This window comes from Mycobacteroides sp. H001 (assembly GCF_001440005.1).
GTDB lineage: Bacteria > Actinomycetota > Actinomycetes > Mycobacteriales > Mycobacteriaceae > Mycobacterium > Mycobacterium gwanakae.
In genome coordinates, this window is sequence record NZ_LJYH01000028.1 from 277,374 (window position 1) to 294,183 (window position 16,810).

Sequence of the window (16,810 nt, forward strand, 5' to 3'; positions counted from 1 at the left end):
CCTTCGCTGTAACGTTCTCGACTCAGTCGATTCGTTGCTGACGGATGGAGATCCAGCGGGCGGCAGTTTTCTCCCCGACCGCTCGCCGCAGATCCAGCAGGTCATCGTGGGTGCGAGTCTGGCGGGCCTGCTCTTTGAACGACTCTTCGACATCACCTATGCGCTCGACGTATCGGCCGCCAATCTCGCCTCCGACGATGACCGCCGGCTGTCGTCGGTGTCACGAGACAGCACCCATCCAACACACAGCGCAACTTGCGCGTGGGACACATGTAATCGACTCATCGCCGCCCCGATATACATGTGTCCCACCACTGGAACAGGAAAGAATCTCAGATCCGACTGTGCCGGTACAGATAAGCCATTAAAGACCCGTTGTAGCCCAACGCAAGTAGCCGTCGGCGGCCCCCGCAGGCGGCGCCTAGCACTGCACCGTGACGTACATGACGTGCGAGGCGAGGCCGCGGGTCGGCGGGCCTTTGCGTTGCGGCACCTGGTTGTAGATGTGTCGCCCGACGCGCACGGTGGTGGCGGTGCACTTGGCCAACGGTTTACCGGTGGTATCGCCGTTGATGATGACCTGATCGCCGCGGGCCTTCAACTCCGTGATGATGACCTGCGCGTTGCCGGGGACTCGCGGTCCAGGTTGGCCCGGCCCGGCAGCGGCAGGAGCAGCCAGCATCACCGCGCTCACGGCCGCGGACAGCGCCCCCACGGCCAGCGGCCAAGGGGGCGCCTTGGGTGAGCGCCGTGATGTTCGCGGCGGTGCACTCAGCGCGGTCGCCATGGGTCCGATCGTCGATGCTCTCACAGCTGTCGTCATGAATGAATATCCTTGGATTGCAGCAGCATTGGTGGTACGGGGTGGTGTCGGCAGGCCTGCAAGAGTTAAGGCCTGCGCCGGCAGCGGCGGGGCCGCCGGCGGTTGTCGGTGAGGAGGTGCCGCCCCCGCGTGGACGCAAGGTGGCGGGGGCGGCACCGGTTCAGGGGTTAGCGGTGCCCGCCGAAGCCGCCGTGTCCGCCCCAGCTGCCGTGGCCCCAGCCGCCACCGTGGCCGCCACCCCAGCCGCCACCGTGCCCACCGGGACGGGGCCAGCAGTTGTGGTGTCGGCAGCCGGGGCCGGCCGGTGCGGGTCCGGCGGCGCTGATCGTTGCCGACGATGCCGGGTCCGGGCCAGCGGCGTGGCCCAGTGCCGGAGTTGACAGGGCCAGCGCGGCGGCGGCCAGGGGTGCGGCCATCGCCGCCAGGCCACGGCGAACAGATATGCGGTGAACAGAGTTGATGAGCATGGTGATTCCTTGCGTGAAGGGGCCACCGCACGGTGGCCACGAGTGGATGCGTTGACCGTGCGCCGGAGCCGCGTTGGCACCGGCGGACAGCTGGTCAGCGCCGCATCACGCAGAAATGCTGCAAACGTGCACGTCCACTGCACAAAGAGCCGAGTTGGCCACGCTCGGGTGGTCCGCGCGAGGCGGGCACCCATGCCGCGGCGGCGGCAGCCAGCAGTGCGGTGGCCGCAACCACCAGGGCCCACCACCCGTGGCCGGGGCCGGCGGCGGCCATGGTCGCAAGGACCGCCGCCGGCAGCTGGCACCCGGAGTGAACATCCACGCCCTGGGCCGCGGCGCTGTGCATCGCGTGTACCGCGATCCGCGGGGCCCGCGGGGCCCGCACGCCCTGGGCCGCCGCCGCGGCGGCGCGCGCCACCGATACACCCGCACCGTGCGGAACATGCGCATCGAGCGCCGGGGAGCACCGCAGCGCGGGGAAGAGTGCAGCAGCCAGTGTCAACAGCAGCGTCAACGGCACCACCCATCGCGCCGCCGCGGCGCGGCCGCCGCGGGCGCGGGCACGATCGCCAGTGAGCGCCATCACCCCACCGTACACCCCACCGTGCTACCCATAGGGGGTATACGGCCAGAAAATGAGCAGAGGCTCGATCCTCCGGATCACCGTTGGCGGACAAGACCAGACCGGACTGTTCCTCTACGCCCTGCAGACATAACCCTACGGGGGTAGCCTGTCGCGATACATTGGCGCAAGCAAGGAGGTCTCTCAATGAGCACGACGGCGCTGAAGGTCTCGGGCATGACCTGTGGGCACTGCGTGGCGGCGGTGCGTGAACAGGTGGCCGCCGTGCCCGGTGTCACCGGCGTACAGGTGGACGTGGCTACCGGCACCGTCACCGTCACCAGTACCGGGCCGCTGCCCGCCGAGGCGGTGCACGCCGCGATCCGCGCCGCCGGCTACGCATTGGCCGGCTAAAGCCCGCCACCCCTGAAATCCCCCAAACCCGTGAAGGACATCTGATGATCACGACACGCATCCTGGCGCCCGTGGTGGTCGGCGTACTGGCCGCGCTCACCGCCCCGGTGGCCGCGGCAGACCCGGCACCGCCGATCCCGTTCATCCCGGCGGTGCCCGCGCCGCTGCCGGCGGTTCCGGGCAGCTACACCTACAGCTACTACAACTTCCCGGCGGTGGCGCCGGCCGCGGTGGACGCGCGCGGGATCAAGATCTCCACCAACGCCGATCCGGCGGCCACCGCCGCCGGGCTGCCGGGCAGCAAGCTCGGCAACGCCGCGCACCCGCCGAACATCCAAACCTCCTCCAGCACCCGCTACAGGATCACCGGGGGTGTGCGACCGGCCTCGGCGCCGAGCACGACGGGTGTGCAATTCGGCGGGGGCAATGAAAACCCCGCGCTGGAAGACCCCTACGGGCGCCCCCCACAGAGCATCGCCGGCACCGAGGCCGTCGCACCCACCGTCATGCCCGGTGCACCGACGCCACCCGTCCTGGAAGACCCGCACGGGCAGCCCCCTGCCCCCGCCGAGACTCCCTAGCGGAGCCGCCGCATCACGATCTGATCACATACCCGGTAGGGGTATGTGGTTGCTGTGGTAGGTTGATGCTATGAGGATCTGGGGCCGCCGCCCTCGCTCTGGCCGGGTACGGCTGGGGTTGGTGGCGCTGCTGGCCGGTATCGCGGTTGCCCTAGGTGTGCCGGTCGCGCATTGTCTGGCCGATGCCAACCAACACGTGCGTCCCGAGCATCACCATCAGGTACTGATCACTGTCTCGGGCATTGCCGCACCCAATCCTGCTGCGATATCGGCTCATCCGCACGCCGGTGCCGCCATGCACGCCGCGTGGTGCTCGGTTATGGACCTGGCCGCGGCGATCAGCGCCCGCACCGATAATCCGCTGCGTGCGTTGTGGGTAGTCGCTGCCGTTCTGGGCGCCGGTGTTGGCGCGATGTGGTGGTCCACCCATACCGGACGGGGGCCGCCGCAGCGCAGCCACCGCCCAACCCCGCGCTTCGGGCGGATCCTTTTGACCGATTTGTGCATTATTCGCCGCTGAGGATCACCTGCTGGGCTGGCGCAGCGACCTGTGTCGCTGAGGGCTGCCCATACGCCCGTGACCATCTTGCGGCCGCTTCCTGGTGGCCCCTCACGCAGGGACTTTTCCTTCATGAACAACAACATTGCGCTGTCCTCTCGTCGTAGCTGCACCCACCTGGGCCCGAAGTTTCACGACCCCAACACATTGGTGGGCAACACCCCGGTGCTGTGGGTGTCCGAACCCTTCTCGGGCCCCGGCACCGGGTTTTGGGCCAAACTCGAAGCCCATAACCCCAACGGCATGAAAGACCGGCCCGCCCTGTACATGGTCGAGCGTGCCCGCGAGCGCGGTGACCTCACGCCCGGCGCCATGATTGTCGAATCAACCAGCGGAACGTTGGGTTTGGGGCTGGCGCTGGCCGGCATCATCTACCGTCACCCGGTCACACTCGTCACCGACCCGGGACTAGAACCGATCATCGTGCAGATGCTCACCGCCTACGGCGCCGTGGTGGACATCGTGACCGAGCCGCACCCGATCGGGGGCTGGCAGCAGGCACGCAAGGATCGCGTCGCGCAAATACTTGCCGCCGAACCGGATTCGTGGTGCCCCGACCAGTACCAGAATCCCGATAACGTCGATGCTTACCGCGGCGTGGCTGAGGAGTTGATCGACCAGCTCGGCACCGTCGACACCCTGGTCTGCTCGGTGGGCACCGGTGGACACTCCTCGGGGGTGGGACGGGTACTGCGCGAACATAATCCGGATTTGCGGCTGGTGGGTGTCGATACCATCGGGTCGACGATATTCGGGCAGCCCGCCGCCGCGCGGCTGATGCGCGGCCTGGGTTCGAGCATCTACCCGGGCAATGTCGATTATCCCGCGTTCGACGAAGCCCATTGGGTGGCGCCCAATGAGGCTGTCTGGGCCGCCCGCACCCTGGCCGCCAGTTATCACGCCAGCGGCGGATGGAGCGTTGGAGCGGTGGCGTTGGTCGCGGGCTGGGTGGCACGCACCTCAGAGCCCGGTACTCGCGTCGCTGCCATCTTCCCCGACGGCCCGATGCGCTATCACGGCACAATCTACGATGACGATTACTGCCACGAACACGATCTGCTGGACCGCCCGCCGGCCCAAGATCCCGACGTGATTGATGATCCGTCGCAGCGGGTGGTGGATCGATGGACCAGACTGACCCATGTGATCGACCCGCTCGGACGCACGGCGTGACCGATGCGCACCTGAGAGCACCCGGAACTGGCCACACCGTGTTTGGCCAGTTCCGGTCTTTCGATCGGCCCAGCCAGATATTGATGGTGAACCAGTTCGCCATCAATGTCGGCTTCTACATGCTGATGCCGTATCTCGCCGGATATCTGGCCGGGCCCTTGGGCTTGGCCGCGTGGATGGTGGGACTGGTGCTCGGGGTCCGCAACTTCTCTCAGCAGGGCATGTTTCTGGTTGGTGGCACGCTGGCCGACAGGTTCGGGTACAAGCCGCTGATTGTCGCCGGATGCTTCTTGCGGACCGCCGGATTTCTGATGCTGGCGTTCGTCGGCAGCCTTCCGGCGATATTGATCGCCTCGGCGGCAACGGGTTTCGCCGGTGCACTGTTCAATCCCGCGGTGCGTGCCTACCTGGCCGCCGACTCGGGGGAGCGCCGGGTGGAAGCCTTCGCGGTGTTCAACGTCTTCTACCAGGCCGGCATCCTTTTCGGACCGATCCTCGGTTTGGCGTTGACCGCGTGGGACTTCCGAATCACCTGTGCCGTCGCCGCGGCGGTCTTCGCTTTCCTGACCGTCATGCAGTTGATGGCGCTGCCACCGAATGGGGCCGAGCCTGGCGCCGACCGTGCTCCGGTGCTGACCAGCTGGCGTTCGGTGGTGTCCAACAGGGCATTCCTGTTGTTCTCGGGTGCCATGATCGGTTCGTATGTGCTGACATTCCAGGTGTACCTCGCACTTCCGCTGCAGGCGGCGCTGCTCACCGACGACACCAAATCCGAAACAGTACTGGTGACAAGCATCTTCGTGGTGTCGGGGCTGGTGGCCATTGCCGGGCAGGTGCGCCTGACCGGCTGGCTTTCCGCACGCTTTGGTCCCAGTCGCAGTCTGGTGTTCGGGATGCTGGTGATCGCAGCGGCGTTCGTGCCGCTGGCGCTGCTCCCGACGGCAGAAAGCGGATCGGTCCCGGCGATCGCCGCGCTGCTGTTCTCGGCGGCGCTGCTGGCCGTGGGGACCATCGCGACTTTTCCCTTCGAGATGGACACCGTGGTCCGGCTGGCCGACAACCGGTTGGTGGCCACCCACTACGGGCTGTACAACACCATCGTCGGTATCGGCATTCTCGCGGGGAATCTGCTGACCGGCTCGGTGTTCGGCTACAGCCAGCAGCACGGTGCGCCCTCGTTGTTATGGGTGTCACTGGCAGCTGTCGGGCTGGTGTGTGCCGCCGCGCTCTTGGCGTTGCGGCGCGCGCCGGGCTCCTGAACCCAGGCCGGGCAAGCGGTGCCGTCGGGGCCGATGAGCGGTGATCGGTAGGCGGCGCGGCCGCTGCGCGCTAACGCAACCGCTGCCGGTACATGTCCGCGCCACCGCAGGCGCTGGACCCCGTTTGGGCAAGGCCCCGCGCACACCTGAATCCGTTGGCCCACGTGCTGGCAGCCTGTCAATGCCCCGGCCGGGTTAGGAGTTCAGCATGTTACGGGCGCTGGTTTGTGGGCGCAGGTCCAGGCGGCGTAGCAGCTGGGAGTTTAAGGCGACCACCACTGTCGATAGCGACATCAGGACTGCTCCTGCGCTCATGGGCATGACGAAGCCGATCGGGGCTGCCACTCCTGCAGCCAAGGGCACCGAAATAAGGTTGTATCCGGCGGCCCACCAGAGGTTTTGCTTCATCTTGCGGTAGCTGGCGCGGGAGAGCTCGATGACCGAGAGCACCGAGCGGGGATCCGAGCTGGCCAAGATGACCCCGGCCGAGGCGATGGCCACATCGGTTCCGGCGCCGATGGCAATACCCACATCGGCTTGAGCCAGGGCCGGGGCATCGTTGACGCCGTCGCCGACCATCGCCACTGTGTGGCCTTCTTGCTGCAACTGGGCCACGGCCGCCGCCTTGTCCTGAGGACGCACCTGCGCAAAAACACGGTCCACCCCCAGACGACCCGCCACGGTATCGGCGACTGCTTGGGCATCGCCGGTGATCATCACGACCCTGACCCCAAGCTTATGGAGGGCTTTGACGGTCCCGGCGGATTCGGGGCGGGTATCGTCGGCCAGGCGTAGCGCTGCGGCGACCTGCCCATCGAGCAGCACATGCAAGATGATGGCGCCCTCGGTGCGCCATTGCGCGGCTACCGCCAGCTCACGGCTGCCGCAGGCATCCAGCAGTGCCGGACCACCTACCTGCACGCGGGTCCCAGCGACCTCGGCGCTCACCCCGAGTGCCGGCTCGGAGGTGAATCCGCTTGCTGCCGGGATATCCAGGCCGCGATGCTTGGCGAAGGCCACAATGGCACGCGCCAGCGGGTGTTCGCTGTCGGTTTCGGCGGCCGCGGCCAGGGCCAGCACCGTCTCGCCATCATGTCCGGGGGCCGCTTGAATGCCGGTCAATGTCGGGGTGCCCTTGGTCAAGGTGCCGGTCTTATCAAAGAGCACCACATCGACCGTGCGCATCTGTTCCAGGGCCAGGCGGTCTTTGACCAGAACCCCGCCGCGGGCGGCGCGCTCGGTGGCAATCGAAACCACCAGCGGGATGGCCAGCCCCAGCGCGTGCGGGCAGGCGATGACCAGCACCGTAATGGCCCGCACCACCGCGGCGTCGGGGTGCCCCAGCGCCGTCCAGCTGACTGCGGTGATGATGGCCGCTGCCAGCGCGAACCAGAACAGCCAGCCGGCCGCGGTGTCAGCGACCCGCTGAGCCCGCGACGTGGAGGCCTGTGCATCGGCAACTAGCCGTTGGATACCGGCCAGCGCAGTGTCGGCGCCCACGGCGCTGACCTGCACCCGCAACCCAGAATCTGTGGCCACCGTGCCGGCTACCACCTGCTCACCGACCCCACGGCGCACGGGCGCCGACTCACCGGTCACCATCGACTCGTCCAGGCTGGCACTGCCCTCGACCACCCGGCCATCGGCTGGCACCGACCCGCCGGGGCGGACCACCACAATGTCGCCAACACGCAGATCGGCCAGCGGTACGGCCACTACCTGCTGGCCTTGGACACGCTCAGCGGTATCCGGGAGCAACGCAGCCAGCGAATCCAGCGCAGAGGTCGTCTGCGCCAAAGACCGCATCTCGATCCAGTGCCCGGCCAGCATGATCACCACCAGTAGCGCCAGCTCCCACCAGAAGCTGAGCTGATGGTCGAGCACCCCGATGCTTGCACCCCACGAAGCAGTGAAAGCCACCGTGATGGCCAAACCGATCAGCAGCATCATTGCCGGTGTGCGGCTGCGGATCTCACTGACCGCCCCCACAAGAAACGGCTTGCCGCCCCACAAATACACCACCGTGCCCAGCACCGGGGAGACCCACCGGGCCCAGCCGCCCTCAGGTAACTGATAGCCGATAAGCATGGCGAACATGGGATCGAAAATCACCACCGGGACCGCGACAACCGACATGATCCAAAACAGTCGTCGGAACTGCCCAACATGATCGCCGTGGCCGTGATGGCCGCCCTGGCCGTGATCCTGGCCGTGATCCTGGCCGTGATCGCGGTGGCCTTCCTGATGGCCCGCATGCTGATCGCGCGGGTGTGCCGCCGGCTCATGTTCGGTATGGCCGGGCGAACCCGACGGGTGTCCCTGATGATGCCCGGAATGGGTCGGTGCGGTATCCACCCACCCAACATATACCCCTAGGGGGTATATGTTCAAGTGTGGTGACCACCTTTGAGCAGGCCCTGGATCTACAAGCTCTACCGCGGTCCATCACGTCGATGTGGTGTGCTGACCGGCCGGCGGCCGTGGTGCTGTCCGGCGCTGCTCTGGAGCCGATCGCTGGCTTGACGCGGCGGCGGGGCTAGTTGTCTTGGTCAGGTCGCGGTCGTGCACGACTTGCCAGCCGGCGGCCAGGTTGGCTGCGCGGCTGGCGGCGGTGACTTCGCCTAGGTATTGGCTGCGTGGCTTTTTATTGACCTGCCAACGTAATTCGGCGTACAGGCGTAGGTTTCTGGCTTGCAGAACAACTCGCGCCAGGGCGCCGCCGTCGGCCATGACGCGCCGCTCACGCCCGCCGGCTGCGTGGTCCTGCTCAAGTGACTGTGTCTGTTTGGTCCAGTAGGGATGCACTTTCCACTGCACATCGCGCACCGGGCGGTCGCGATTCCATCCCATGCTCGCCTACTAGATGTCGTAGCGCCTGTCAGACCATGGACAGGTGTCGAATGCCGGGTTGATCGGCCGCGCTGTGAAATAGCGCGGCACGCTGTGTGCCGGTGAGCAAGGTGATGTCATCGAGCTCGGCGGTGCTGTAGCCGGCCCGGACCAGTTGCTCCAGTACTGCTTTGACGAGTGCGGGCCTTTCTTCGGCGACCCCGGGCCGAGGCCCGTACATTCGGCCGGTTTCATTGAGCAGCCGGAACATGGACCGGTATTGATAATCGGACAAGATACCGCGCTCACGGGCCCGCACGACCAGTGAGGACACACTCACCCCCCACCGCAGGCGCAGCTCGTCGAGTTCATGAACAGTGCGCACCGAAACGCGATCCAGGTCGAACATGATGTCATCGATCGGAGCCAAGAATTCCGCGGCGAACGCCGTGGCCCGCTGTTCGGTCTCAGCCGGGCTGACCAAGGTCATCGCGTCCATGACCAGGTGCCCTAGTTCATGGGCCAAGGTCATACGCATCCGATCGGCCGGCAGGGCCGCATTGACATACACCAGGTGTGGATGGTGCCCGCTGGCCCGCAGCGTTACGGCATCGATCCCGTCGTCGCAGAAATCCTCAGCCACGACGAATACCCCTGCCGCTTCCAGGAGTTCGGTCATCGAACCAATGGGTCCGGCCAGACGCCACAGGCGGCGCAACACCTGCGCGACGGTGATCTCACCATGCTCGGCGGCATAGCCGGTGGGATCAAGTTCGGGAAGAGAGAGCACCGGCTCAATGTCCGCGCGGGCGGCCAGGCGCCCGATACGCATCGCCACCAGGTTGGCCCGAGCCCACACACGGTCGCGTTTCCATTCGGCGATGCTCACGTTGGCACGAAAGTGGGTGCCTTCGGCCGGAGTTCGGGTGAACGGCACGCACAGCGCCTGCGCCGGGCAGCCCAGAGCCTGGGCATAGTCGAACAGGGCTTTGCCCGCCAAAGGCAGCACCCCCGATTCGACACGACTCACATGCGAGGCAGAGACGCCGGCTTCATCAGCAAGCCGTTTTTTGGACCATCCGCAGGCCAGCCTGGTCAGTTGCACCATCACGCTGTTTGCCTCGATGGCGGGGCTTGGTGCGGCCACAGATCACCTCCACATCCGTCTCGGTGCTGATTACTCAACACTATCCCGCTTTGACCTCGACGCCGTGCAGAAACACCATGTGATCTGCGATTTTCGGCCAGCCATCCCTGATTGATCTGTGACGGGAGTGGCACGTGTGGCGGGGGTAGAAGTGTACCCCCGCGCGCCCTCCCCATCGGAGACGGCGTTGCTCGCGGCGTGTCGCTGCCATAAAAAACCTTACCACGTTATGCAAGGTTTTATGCAAGATTTTCGATCGAAAGGTGCAGCGATGGCAGTGCTGTTCACGGACCCGGGCCCGTCGTCTCGTGCGGTGTCACGCAAGGAAGCCAGCCGGCTGCTGCGGCAGGTCAGCACGGGGGTGGGGGCGCTGCTGTTGGCCGCGGTCGATGACTGGAATGTGCTCTCCGAACGGCACGGTGCGCATCTGCGCACCCAGCTGCACGCGCTGGGGCGCGGCTCCTACGTTGCCGCCATCACTGCGGCGGCCACGGATGTGTGGCTGAGCACCCATGGGATGCATCCGCCGGGGCACGTGGTGTCCAAGCCTCACCGATGGCCCACCATCAGCAGCCGCGGCAAGACCTACATGGCCATTCACCACAACGAGGCCGAACCGACCAATCCGACACGGGCGGCGTTCTGCAACCAGGACTCCGAAACATTGGGTCTGGTCGGAGATCCCACGCACTGCGAATTGACGTGGGAATACGACCACACCGATTCGCATGTTCGCTGGATCTGGGTCAGTGCCCCCAACATCGACTGGGACCGCTTCGAAGTACCGATGGCCAAAGTCCAGGCCCAGCTGGCCACTTGGCGCAAACGCAAGATGCGCTGGCTGCCGGGCACACTGCCGGCCGAGCTCGGGCCGCTGACATCGCTGCCGGCGCGCGAGCAGCACCAGCGGCTGCGGCCCGGTATCGACGTCAAGGCGCCCCCACAGCAGTCCAAAGACCCTGGCGATAGCCGGGATGCGCAGTGAGAGCCGCCCCTGTCACCGTGCTGGGGCGCCCATCGTGGACAGTCATCGACGATCACGGACTGCCCATCGTCGAGGTAGAGCAGTTCCTGCACTGGCTGCGTGCTGTGGATCGCTCACCCAACACCGTCCGCTCCTACGCGCGGCACCTGAGCTTGTTCTATCGTTGGCTGGCGGCCCGAGCAATCGCCTGGGATACGGTGTGTTTCAACGAGTTATGTGATTTTGTCGGTGCACTGACGATGGGGTTGCCTCCCCTGCACACCTGGCGTGGGCAACGCTCGACCGGCACCGTGAAAGCCGTCAACGCCGCGGTCCGCGAGTTTTACGAGTTCCACCGCGTGGAGGGCCGCGGGCCTACTGATCTGGTGCTGACCCGCAACCCGGCCAAGCTGGCGCTGCGCACGCACGGCTTCCTGGCCCATATCGAGCGCCGCCGCCCCAGTGCGGTGTCGCGTTTGAGCCGGCCGGGTAGGGCGCCCGCCGAGACGGTGCAGGTGATCGATTTCGAAACCGATTTTCATCGGCTGCTGGTGGCGGCGGGCACCGACCGCGATCGGCTGCTGCTCTCAGCCCTGTATGACCTTGGGCTGCGGATCGGGCAAGCGTTGGGCCTTCGCCACGAGGACCTCGACCCGATGCGCAAGCGCGTTGAGGTCCTGCGCAGAACGGACAACGCCAATGGTGCTCTTTCCAAGCAACGCAACACCTTTACCGTCGAGGCGCCACCGCGTTTCTTTGAGTTGTACGCCACCTATCTCCTGGATGAACTCGCCGACTTCGATACCGACTACGTTTTTGTGAACCTGTCGCGGCGACCGGTGGGTGGCCCGCTGTCGTATTCGAACGCCTATCAGCTCATTGAGCGGATCGGCGTTTCGGCGGGAATCGAGGCGTTGCATCCGCACATGCTGCGCCATACCCATGCCACCGCACTGGCCAAGGCCGGCTGGACCGCCGCCGAGATCGCCGCCCGGCTTGGGCACTCGCACGCTTCCAGCGCCGATGTGTACATCCACCTGGCCGCCGATGACCTCGGTGAGCGGCTGCGGCGCACCGAACACCTGGTGTGGCGGCCACCGCAGAACGGGCCTGGCGATGAGCGGTGAATCCGGAACCCGCGCCGGCGGGGCGCGGCCGCGTTCGATACCGCCGGTGCCCGATGGTCCCTGGTGCCAACCGATCTGGCAGGTCCTTGAGGTGGCCGGAGATCGGCGCCGCCAGGGGGCCGACCCCTGCGCGGTGACCGGCTGCGACGGCCAGCGGTACTGGCTGGGCGGGCCGCGCAACCAGCTCTCAGGCACCGCCGGGCTGTGCTACGGACACTACTTCCAATGGTTCCGCGCCGGCCAGCCCGCCGACTTCGACACATGGGCCCAAATCGGATCCCGGCCAATCGGGCCGCCACGCGGGCGCCCGTCGGCACAGCTGGTGGACTTCCGGCGGCTCCCGCCGGCAGCGGCCGAGGAAATCCGGTTCGTGGTGGCCACCAAGATCGGTCGGGGCGACTGGACGTGCAACGCGAGCCTGCGCCGGGTCCTGCTAGTACTCATCGATACCGCAGAGGGCAAGATCACCAACTCCCTGGCGGAACGATCCGTGCACGAGTGGCTGCTGCTGTGCCGACGGCACTGGCCGTACGCGAGTTCCTTCGACACGCTGTGCGCGCCCTACATCCGGCGCTTCTTTCGACTGCTGGACGGCGCCACCGACCCCAACCCGTGGGTGCATGACCATTGGTACTGGCACGACAGGTTCGAGTTCGTGCTGGAGGGCACGCACGCCGGATCCACCCACACCGCCGTCGACTGGTCCACGGTGCCGCTGGCATGGCTCAAATCCGGTGTCAAAGAACTTGCCCGACAACAACTCACCACAGCCACCTTGTCCTGGGGCACCCTCAGTCACTGGGTGCGCGCCACCCGCCAGCTCGCGCACTTCCTCACCAGCGGCGGCCAGATGCCCGAGCCGGCCGCAGTCACCAGAGCGGTGTTCCTGGACTACCTGGCCTGGACGCGCCGCGCAGACACCGACGCCAGCTCCCGGCTGGCCAACACCGCGGCATACCTGCTCGAATCACTGCACGACACCGGGCTGGTCACCGACTTGGGCTCGGCGATGTTCCTGCGGCGCGGTGAAAATGTGCATCGCAAGACCGCCAACCCGCGCCCCTTCCCACCGGATGTGATCGAACGCATCGATGAGCTGATCGTCGATAACCCCGCCACCGACCCCACCCTGCGGGCGATGATCGCCACAACCCGGTGGGCGGGCTGCCGAATCTCCGAACTTGTCGCGCTCCCACTGGATTGCCTGCACCGCTCCGAGGGCGGCTACTGGATCGAGTACTGGATGACCAAGACCAGCGCCTGGCGCCGATTCCCCATCCCCGAAACCTTGGCCCAAGTGATTCTCGCGCAACAAAACCAGGTCCGAAACACCTACGGGCAGGGCGCAACCCACCTGTTCCCAGGCGCGCGGTCCAGCGCAGCAGCCGGACGCACCCAGCCCTGGTCCACCAGTGGATTACGGCACCGCCTGGCAGCCCTGTTCACCGAACACGGCATCACCTCCTCAACCATGACCGGCGAGCCGATCTCCGGCGGCGATGTGCACCGCTTCCGGCACACCATAGGGATGACCCTGCTCAACAACGGCTGGACCCAACAAGAAGTACGCGATTTCCTCGGCCATGCCAGCGACACCATGACCTCCACCTACGCTCGGATCACCGACGACACCCTGGCCCGCAAAGCCCGCCAGTTCTGGGCCACCCAAACACCCGCAGGCGCCGACACGGACCCGACCGTGGAACGTCTACGGGCCAAGTTCTCCGCCGCACTGCCCAACGGATTCTGCACACTGCCCGCCCAGCAGAAGTGCGACTTTCGCCCCAACCCGTGCCTGGACTGCTCGTTCCACGATCCCGGCGGCCGGGTGTTCCTGGGCGTGCACATCGCCCACCGTGACCAATTGCGTGAAATCATCTCCGAGGCAACAGCATCTGCTGATCACAAGGTCGTGGACCTCAATGCGCCGATGCTCGACAAGGTCGAAAAGATCATCGGCGAACTGCAACAGCCGGGCCTGCCCGACGAGCAAGGGCCCGGGGCGTGAGCGCCTGCGATCGGGACGCGCGGATCGCTCGTCTGGCCGCAGCCGCCGCAGCCCGCAGCGATGCCGCCGAGTCCCGAGCCCGGCGTGCCCTCATCAAACTCGAAAACGCTGGCGAACCCGTCACATTCGTTTCCGTCGCCCGCGCCGCCGCGGTATCGACCAGTTTCCTGTACCAGCACCCCGAACTGCGCCGCGTCATCGAAAAACGCCGGACACAGGCTGAGTCGCGCCGACGACCCGATACGCAGACGGCCTCGGCGGCATCCCTGCGTACCAAACTGCACGTGGCCCTGCGGCGCAATCGCGATCTGGCAGATGAAGTGGCCGCACTTCGCGCCGAAAACGCGGCGCTGCGCAGCCGGCTCTTGGAACTGGGCCGCCCCCATGATCGCCAGAGGCCCTCAATGGCACCGACACCGTCAGTTATCGGGGATGGCCGGGGAAGTGTAAGTACCTAGTTCGTCGGTGAGGATGACATGGGCCTGCCGCAGCGATTGGACGGTGTGGCGCAACTGTTCATTCTCAGTAGCCAACCGCAGATTCTCCGCCGACATGCTCTCCTGGGCGCGTTCGAGCGCATCGATTCGTCGTCGCAGCTCCACTATCTGCCCAGCTGCTGGATCGAGACCGACCTGACCTTGCGCCCCTAAGAATGGCTGCACTGTCTGCATAAGCCGCGGGGCGCGGCGACGTAGCTCCTCGCACCATGCAGACAACGATGCGGCCGTGACACGGATCGGATCAGCCCCCTGAACCTTCACAAGTTTGCGACCGAGCTCACGCCGAACCGTGGCTTCGCTCTTGCCCGACAGCGCTACCGCTTCAGCCACCGTGCAACTCTCGACATACTCGCCCTCAGACATACGATCGGCCCCTCACATGAGCTTCATATGAGTGTCGAAACGAAAGTTGGCTGCAACATTGACGGCCGCAAGGCCACGTACTACCCTCAAATGACAGACATGTACTTGCCGAAGGAACGCCATCGTGCAGTCAATTGACGCAACCGATACGCACTTCACGGATGTCTCCCGCCATCTGCCTTCAGCTGAGGGTGCCCGGCTTTCATTTGCCTGTCAAGTGCGCGTGAACCGTGACCCGGGCCGAATACAGATTCGAACATGTTTTCGATCACCCCGGGGTTGACCTTGGCACTACTTGTCGGTAGGCACTAGTTCTATGGAGGCATGGTGACGACTTTGATCGAGCCGACATGTTCATCTACACATCCCCTGCCGGACGCTGGCTGCCCAACCTGCGGGTTCTCCCTATGGCTGCCCATCGCGACGCTGAAGGTCTCCCGTGTCGGCCTCTACGACGATGCCCGCTTTCCCGGCCGACTGATAGTGAGCCTCAACGAGCATGTCGAGCACCTTGACGAAGCCGACCCCGATCTGATGAGTGCTTTCGTCGCGGACCTTCAACAAGCATCGTTGGTGCTGCGTAAAGCCGGCGACGTGGAACGCGTCAATATTGCGATGCTCGGGAACAAGGTGCCCCACTTGCACGCCCACGTTATTCCACGGCGCATCATCGACGACAACCATGGTGTCTCGCCCTGGGAGAACGCTGCGCCGCTTCAGAAGCTTTCTGACGATGCACGCGTGGCTCTTATTGACCATTTGCGCAGTTCGTTCCGGGACGTCCTCGGCGCGAGCTAGTGTCTGCCCCTCAGAGCAGCAGGCACCGGCGGGTGTTGCCGGCTGCATCTTCCCAATCCAGAAAGATGCTCTCGAAAGCTCGTTGAAGCTCGTCGGCGGCATCTTTGAGCTCCATAAAGCTCGCATCACTCTTGCGGGCGTCCCAGGCGATGCTCTGGAACTTACGACGCTTCTCGGCGTCATCAGTCCTCTGCACAAATAGATCGATCACTCGGAAAACCGTTCTCACCGCGTCCTTGACATCCCCTGGTGCGTGTTCGGTCACCGTGGCTAACCGAGCAAGTGGCGGCAGTTCATACAACTTTTCCAGGTAGACGTCCCACGGAACCGTGTTATCGCGGGGGACCAGCAGCGGCAAGATCGAGCTGGCGGCCAGGTTCTTTCGGGTAATCAACAGCTTCAGATAGCGCAGCACAGCCTTGGGCTCATCGGTACCGGCCGGCGCTTTGGCCTGATAGTCGACAGTTATCTGGCGCCAGTAACGAACCATGTCATTGAGCAGAAACCGCGGCGGCCGATCGGCTGGCACATCGAACAAGCTGATATACCGTCCGATGGTCCGTCGCAAGATCTTGGTGTGTAGCTCCGTGTTCAGCAAGCTCACCGATTCCTGAAGTACTTCCATCCGCGCGGTGTGGGTGAAATTTGTATCCCCAAGCAGCCCAACCTGATTGATGATGTCGAAGATTCCGACCGACTTGCCAAACAACCCACTCGTTCCGGGGTCCTTCGACAGCGAGCCCGTCGCATCAGCTTCCTTGCACAGCGATGATTTGACCAACTCAAGCAGCTCACGTGGCGCCGCCGCATTGTCCGGGGTGGTGTCAACCAGCACCAGATAATCGATATCACTGGCTTGCGTGTACTCACGGCGCGCGAGCGACCCGAACGCGACGACGTCCATCGCTCCCGCGTCACGAGCGATCGCCAAGTCTTGACGCATCTGCGCAATGGTTTGATCCGAGCGAATGATCGCCTCGGTCAAGCCCGGAACATTGCCCGCTAGGCCAAGGTGCTCAATCGACTGGTTCAGATCCACTGCTGCCTCCCCGCCAACGGAACCCGCTCAACATGAGGTTCATCCGAGACGGGCAGAACCCCTGGACAGCCGAATCTACCTTGCTAAGTGGTGGAGCTAACTGTCATATTTAGAGTGTCTTCCGTGTCGTCTGTATGCCGTCGCATCCGGCGCGGTCGAGGAAGAGTGTCTTCCACCATTACAGCAGAGCGGTCGCC

General features: G+C 65.2%; 19 protein-coding genes. 11 read left to right on the top strand and 8 right to left on the bottom strand.

The annotated features are described in order from the left end of the window. Nucleotides 1-421: 421 nt before the first annotated feature. The 3 genes from AOT83_RS12055 to AOT83_RS12065 all read right to left on the bottom strand — a co-directional run bounded on the left by AOT83_RS12055 (nt 422) and on the right by AOT83_RS12065 (nt 1,873). Nucleotides 422-787: a hypothetical protein gene (locus tag AOT83_RS12055; RefSeq protein WP_052621465.1), complete on the bottom strand. Its 366-nt coding sequence runs from the start codon at nt 785-787 to the stop codon at nt 422-424. 203 nt (nt 788-990) lie between these two features. Then, complete coding sequence (locus tag AOT83_RS12060; RefSeq protein ID WP_052621466.1) at nt 991-1,290, bottom strand: hypothetical protein; 300 nt, start codon at nt 1,288-1,290, stop codon at nt 991-993. Nucleotides 1,291-1,384: 94 nt separating this feature from the next. Then, nucleotides 1,385-1,873 (bottom strand): hypothetical protein, encoded by a 489-nt coding sequence (locus AOT83_RS12065; RefSeq protein ID WP_052621483.1) that lies wholly within the window; start codon nt 1,871-1,873, stop codon nt 1,385-1,387. A 186-nt stretch (nt 1,874-2,059) separates the two neighbouring features. Between AOT83_RS12065 and AOT83_RS12070 the strand changes: the two genes are divergently transcribed. The 5 genes from AOT83_RS12070 (at nt 2,060) to AOT83_RS12090 (ending at nt 5,838) form a co-directional block, all read left to right on the top strand. Next, a complete protein-coding gene (locus AOT83_RS12070) occupies nt 2,060-2,266 on the top strand; it encodes a heavy-metal-associated domain-containing protein (RefSeq protein WP_052621467.1) in 207 nt (68 codons plus the stop codon). 44 nt (nt 2,267-2,310) lie between these two features. Further along, the gene (locus tag AOT83_RS12075) at nt 2,311-2,847 is read left to right on the top strand and encodes a hypothetical protein (protein WP_052621468.1); all 537 of its coding nucleotides are present in this window, start codon (nt 2,311-2,313) and stop codon (nt 2,845-2,847) included. Nucleotides 2,848-2,917: 70 nt separating this feature from the next. Continuing rightward, on the top strand, nt 2,918-3,367 hold the full coding sequence (locus AOT83_RS12080) for a hypothetical protein (RefSeq protein WP_074251493.1): 450 nt from the start codon (nt 2,918-2,920) through the stop codon (nt 3,365-3,367). A 186-nt stretch (nt 3,368-3,553) separates the two neighbouring features. After that, nucleotides 3,554-4,579, top strand: a complete 1,026-nt coding sequence (locus tag AOT83_RS12085) for a PLP-dependent cysteine synthase family protein (protein ID WP_052621484.1) — start codon at nt 3,554-3,556, stop codon at nt 4,577-4,579. An 83-nt stretch (nt 4,580-4,662) separates the two neighbouring features. After that, the gene (locus tag AOT83_RS12090) at nt 4,663-5,838 is read left to right on the top strand and encodes an MFS transporter (RefSeq protein ID WP_057964526.1); all 1,176 of its coding nucleotides are present in this window, start codon (nt 4,663-4,665) and stop codon (nt 5,836-5,838) included. 195 nt (nt 5,839-6,033) lie between these two features. Here AOT83_RS12090 and AOT83_RS12095 read toward each other — a convergent pair whose 3' ends face one another. After that, the gene (locus tag AOT83_RS12095; RefSeq protein ID WP_052621470.1) at nt 6,034-7,974 is read right to left on the bottom strand and encodes a heavy metal translocating P-type ATPase; all 1,941 of its coding nucleotides are present in this window, start codon (nt 7,972-7,974) and stop codon (nt 6,034-6,036) included. Nucleotides 7,975-8,004: 30 nt separating this feature from the next. Here AOT83_RS12095 and AOT83_RS12100 point away from each other — a divergent pair, with 30 nt between their 5' ends. After that, nucleotides 8,005-8,214: a hypothetical protein gene (locus AOT83_RS12100; RefSeq protein WP_052621471.1), complete on the top strand. Its 210-nt coding sequence runs from the start codon at nt 8,005-8,007 to the stop codon at nt 8,212-8,214. A gap of 69 nt (nt 8,215-8,283) precedes the next feature. On the opposite strand, the gene AOT83_RS12105 is transcribed toward AOT83_RS12100, so the two are convergent. Both AOT83_RS12105 and AOT83_RS12110 read right to left on the bottom strand, forming a co-directional pair. Beyond that, nucleotides 8,284-8,688 carry a hypothetical protein gene (locus AOT83_RS12105; protein ID WP_052621472.1) on the bottom strand — a complete coding sequence of 135 codons (405 nt, stop codon included), beginning with the start codon at nt 8,686-8,688 and terminating at the stop codon, nt 8,284-8,286. A 28-nt stretch (nt 8,689-8,716) separates the two neighbouring features. Continuing rightward, nucleotides 8,717-9,814 (bottom strand): XRE family transcriptional regulator, encoded by a 1,098-nt coding sequence (locus AOT83_RS12110; RefSeq protein WP_052621473.1) that lies wholly within the window; start codon nt 9,812-9,814, stop codon nt 8,717-8,719. Between the two features lie 271 nt (nt 9,815-10,085). Here AOT83_RS12110 and AOT83_RS12115 point away from each other — a divergent pair, with 271 nt between their 5' ends. From AOT83_RS12115 to AOT83_RS12130, 4 genes are all read left to right on the top strand, one after another. Continuing rightward, the gene (locus AOT83_RS12115; protein ID WP_052621474.1) at nt 10,086-10,799 is read left to right on the top strand and encodes a hypothetical protein; all 714 of its coding nucleotides are present in this window, start codon (nt 10,086-10,088) and stop codon (nt 10,797-10,799) included. Next, nucleotides 10,796-11,905 carry a tyrosine-type recombinase/integrase gene (locus AOT83_RS12120; RefSeq protein ID WP_052621475.1) on the top strand — a complete coding sequence of 370 codons (1,110 nt, stop codon included), beginning with the start codon at nt 10,796-10,798 and terminating at the stop codon, nt 11,903-11,905. The genes AOT83_RS12115 and AOT83_RS12120 overlap by 4 nt, the downstream gene beginning before the upstream one ends. A gap of 91 nt (nt 11,906-11,996) precedes the next feature. Beyond that, complete coding sequence (locus AOT83_RS12125; RefSeq protein WP_052621486.1) at nt 11,997-13,913, top strand: tyrosine-type recombinase/integrase; 1,917 nt, start codon at nt 11,997-11,999, stop codon at nt 13,911-13,913. Beyond that, nucleotides 13,910-14,371 (top strand): DUF6262 family protein, encoded by a 462-nt coding sequence (locus AOT83_RS12130; protein ID WP_070943270.1) that lies wholly within the window; start codon nt 13,910-13,912, stop codon nt 14,369-14,371. The genes AOT83_RS12125 and AOT83_RS12130 overlap by 4 nt, the downstream gene beginning before the upstream one ends. Here AOT83_RS12130 and AOT83_RS27625 read toward each other — a convergent pair. Further along, on the bottom strand, nt 14,333-14,776 hold the full coding sequence (locus AOT83_RS27625; RefSeq protein ID WP_130132717.1) for a hypothetical protein: 444 nt from the start codon (nt 14,774-14,776) through the stop codon (nt 14,333-14,335). The two genes, AOT83_RS12130 and AOT83_RS27625, sit on opposite strands and share 39 nt — an antisense overlap. A 336-nt stretch (nt 14,777-15,112) precedes the next feature. Here AOT83_RS27625 and AOT83_RS12135 point away from each other — a divergent pair, with 336 nt between their 5' ends. After that, nucleotides 15,113-15,574, top strand: a complete 462-nt coding sequence (locus AOT83_RS12135; protein ID WP_157858395.1) for an HIT family protein — start codon at nt 15,113-15,115, stop codon at nt 15,572-15,574. A 10-nt stretch (nt 15,575-15,584) separates the two neighbouring features. Here the strand turns inward: AOT83_RS12135 and AOT83_RS12140 are convergent, their stop codons facing one another. Then, nucleotides 15,585-16,613, bottom strand: coding sequence for a nucleotidyltransferase domain-containing protein (locus AOT83_RS12140; RefSeq protein WP_052621477.1), 1,029 nt, complete (start codon nt 16,611-16,613; stop codon nt 15,585-15,587). Between the last annotated feature and the right edge of the window lie 197 nt (nt 16,614-16,810).

Bases quoted from the DNA above. Each gene is read 5' to 3' on its own strand.
- AOT83_RS12055 (WP_052621465.1), bottom strand. From the start codon at position 787: ATGGCGACCGCGCTGAGTGCACCGCCGCGAACATCACGGCGCTCACCC.
- AOT83_RS12060 (WP_052621466.1), bottom strand. From the start codon at position 1,290: ATGCTCATCAACTCTGTTCACCGCATATCTGTTCGCCGTGGCCTGGCG.
- AOT83_RS12065 (WP_052621483.1), bottom strand. From the start codon at position 1,873: ATGGCGCTCACTGGCGATCGTGCCCGCGCCCGCGGCGGCCGCGCCGCG.
- AOT83_RS12070 (WP_052621467.1), top strand. From the start codon at position 2,060: ATGAGCACGACGGCGCTGAAGGTCTCGGGCATGACCTGTGGGCACTGC.
- AOT83_RS12075 (WP_052621468.1), top strand. From the start codon at position 2,311: ATGATCACGACACGCATCCTGGCGCCCGTGGTGGTCGGCGTACTGGCC.
- AOT83_RS12080 (WP_074251493.1), top strand. From the start codon at position 2,918: ATGAGGATCTGGGGCCGCCGCCCTCGCTCTGGCCGGGTACGGCTGGGG.
- AOT83_RS12090 (WP_057964526.1), top strand. From the start codon at position 4,663: ATGGTGAACCAGTTCGCCATCAATGTCGGCTTCTACATGCTGATGCCG.
- AOT83_RS12095 (WP_052621470.1), bottom strand. From the start codon at position 7,974: ATGTCGGTTGTCGCGGTCCCGGTGGTGATTTTCGATCCCATGTTCGCC.
- AOT83_RS12100 (WP_052621471.1), top strand. From the start codon at position 8,005: ATGATCGCCGTGGCCGTGATGGCCGCCCTGGCCGTGATCCTGGCCGTG.
- AOT83_RS12105 (WP_052621472.1), bottom strand. From the start codon at position 8,688: ATGGGATGGAATCGCGACCGCCCGGTGCGCGATGTGCAGTGGAAAGTG.
- AOT83_RS12115 (WP_052621474.1), top strand. From the start codon at position 10,086: ATGGCAGTGCTGTTCACGGACCCGGGCCCGTCGTCTCGTGCGGTGTCA.
- AOT83_RS27625 (WP_130132717.1), bottom strand. From the start codon at position 14,776: ATGTCTGAGGGCGAGTATGTCGAGAGTTGCACGGTGGCTGAAGCGGTA.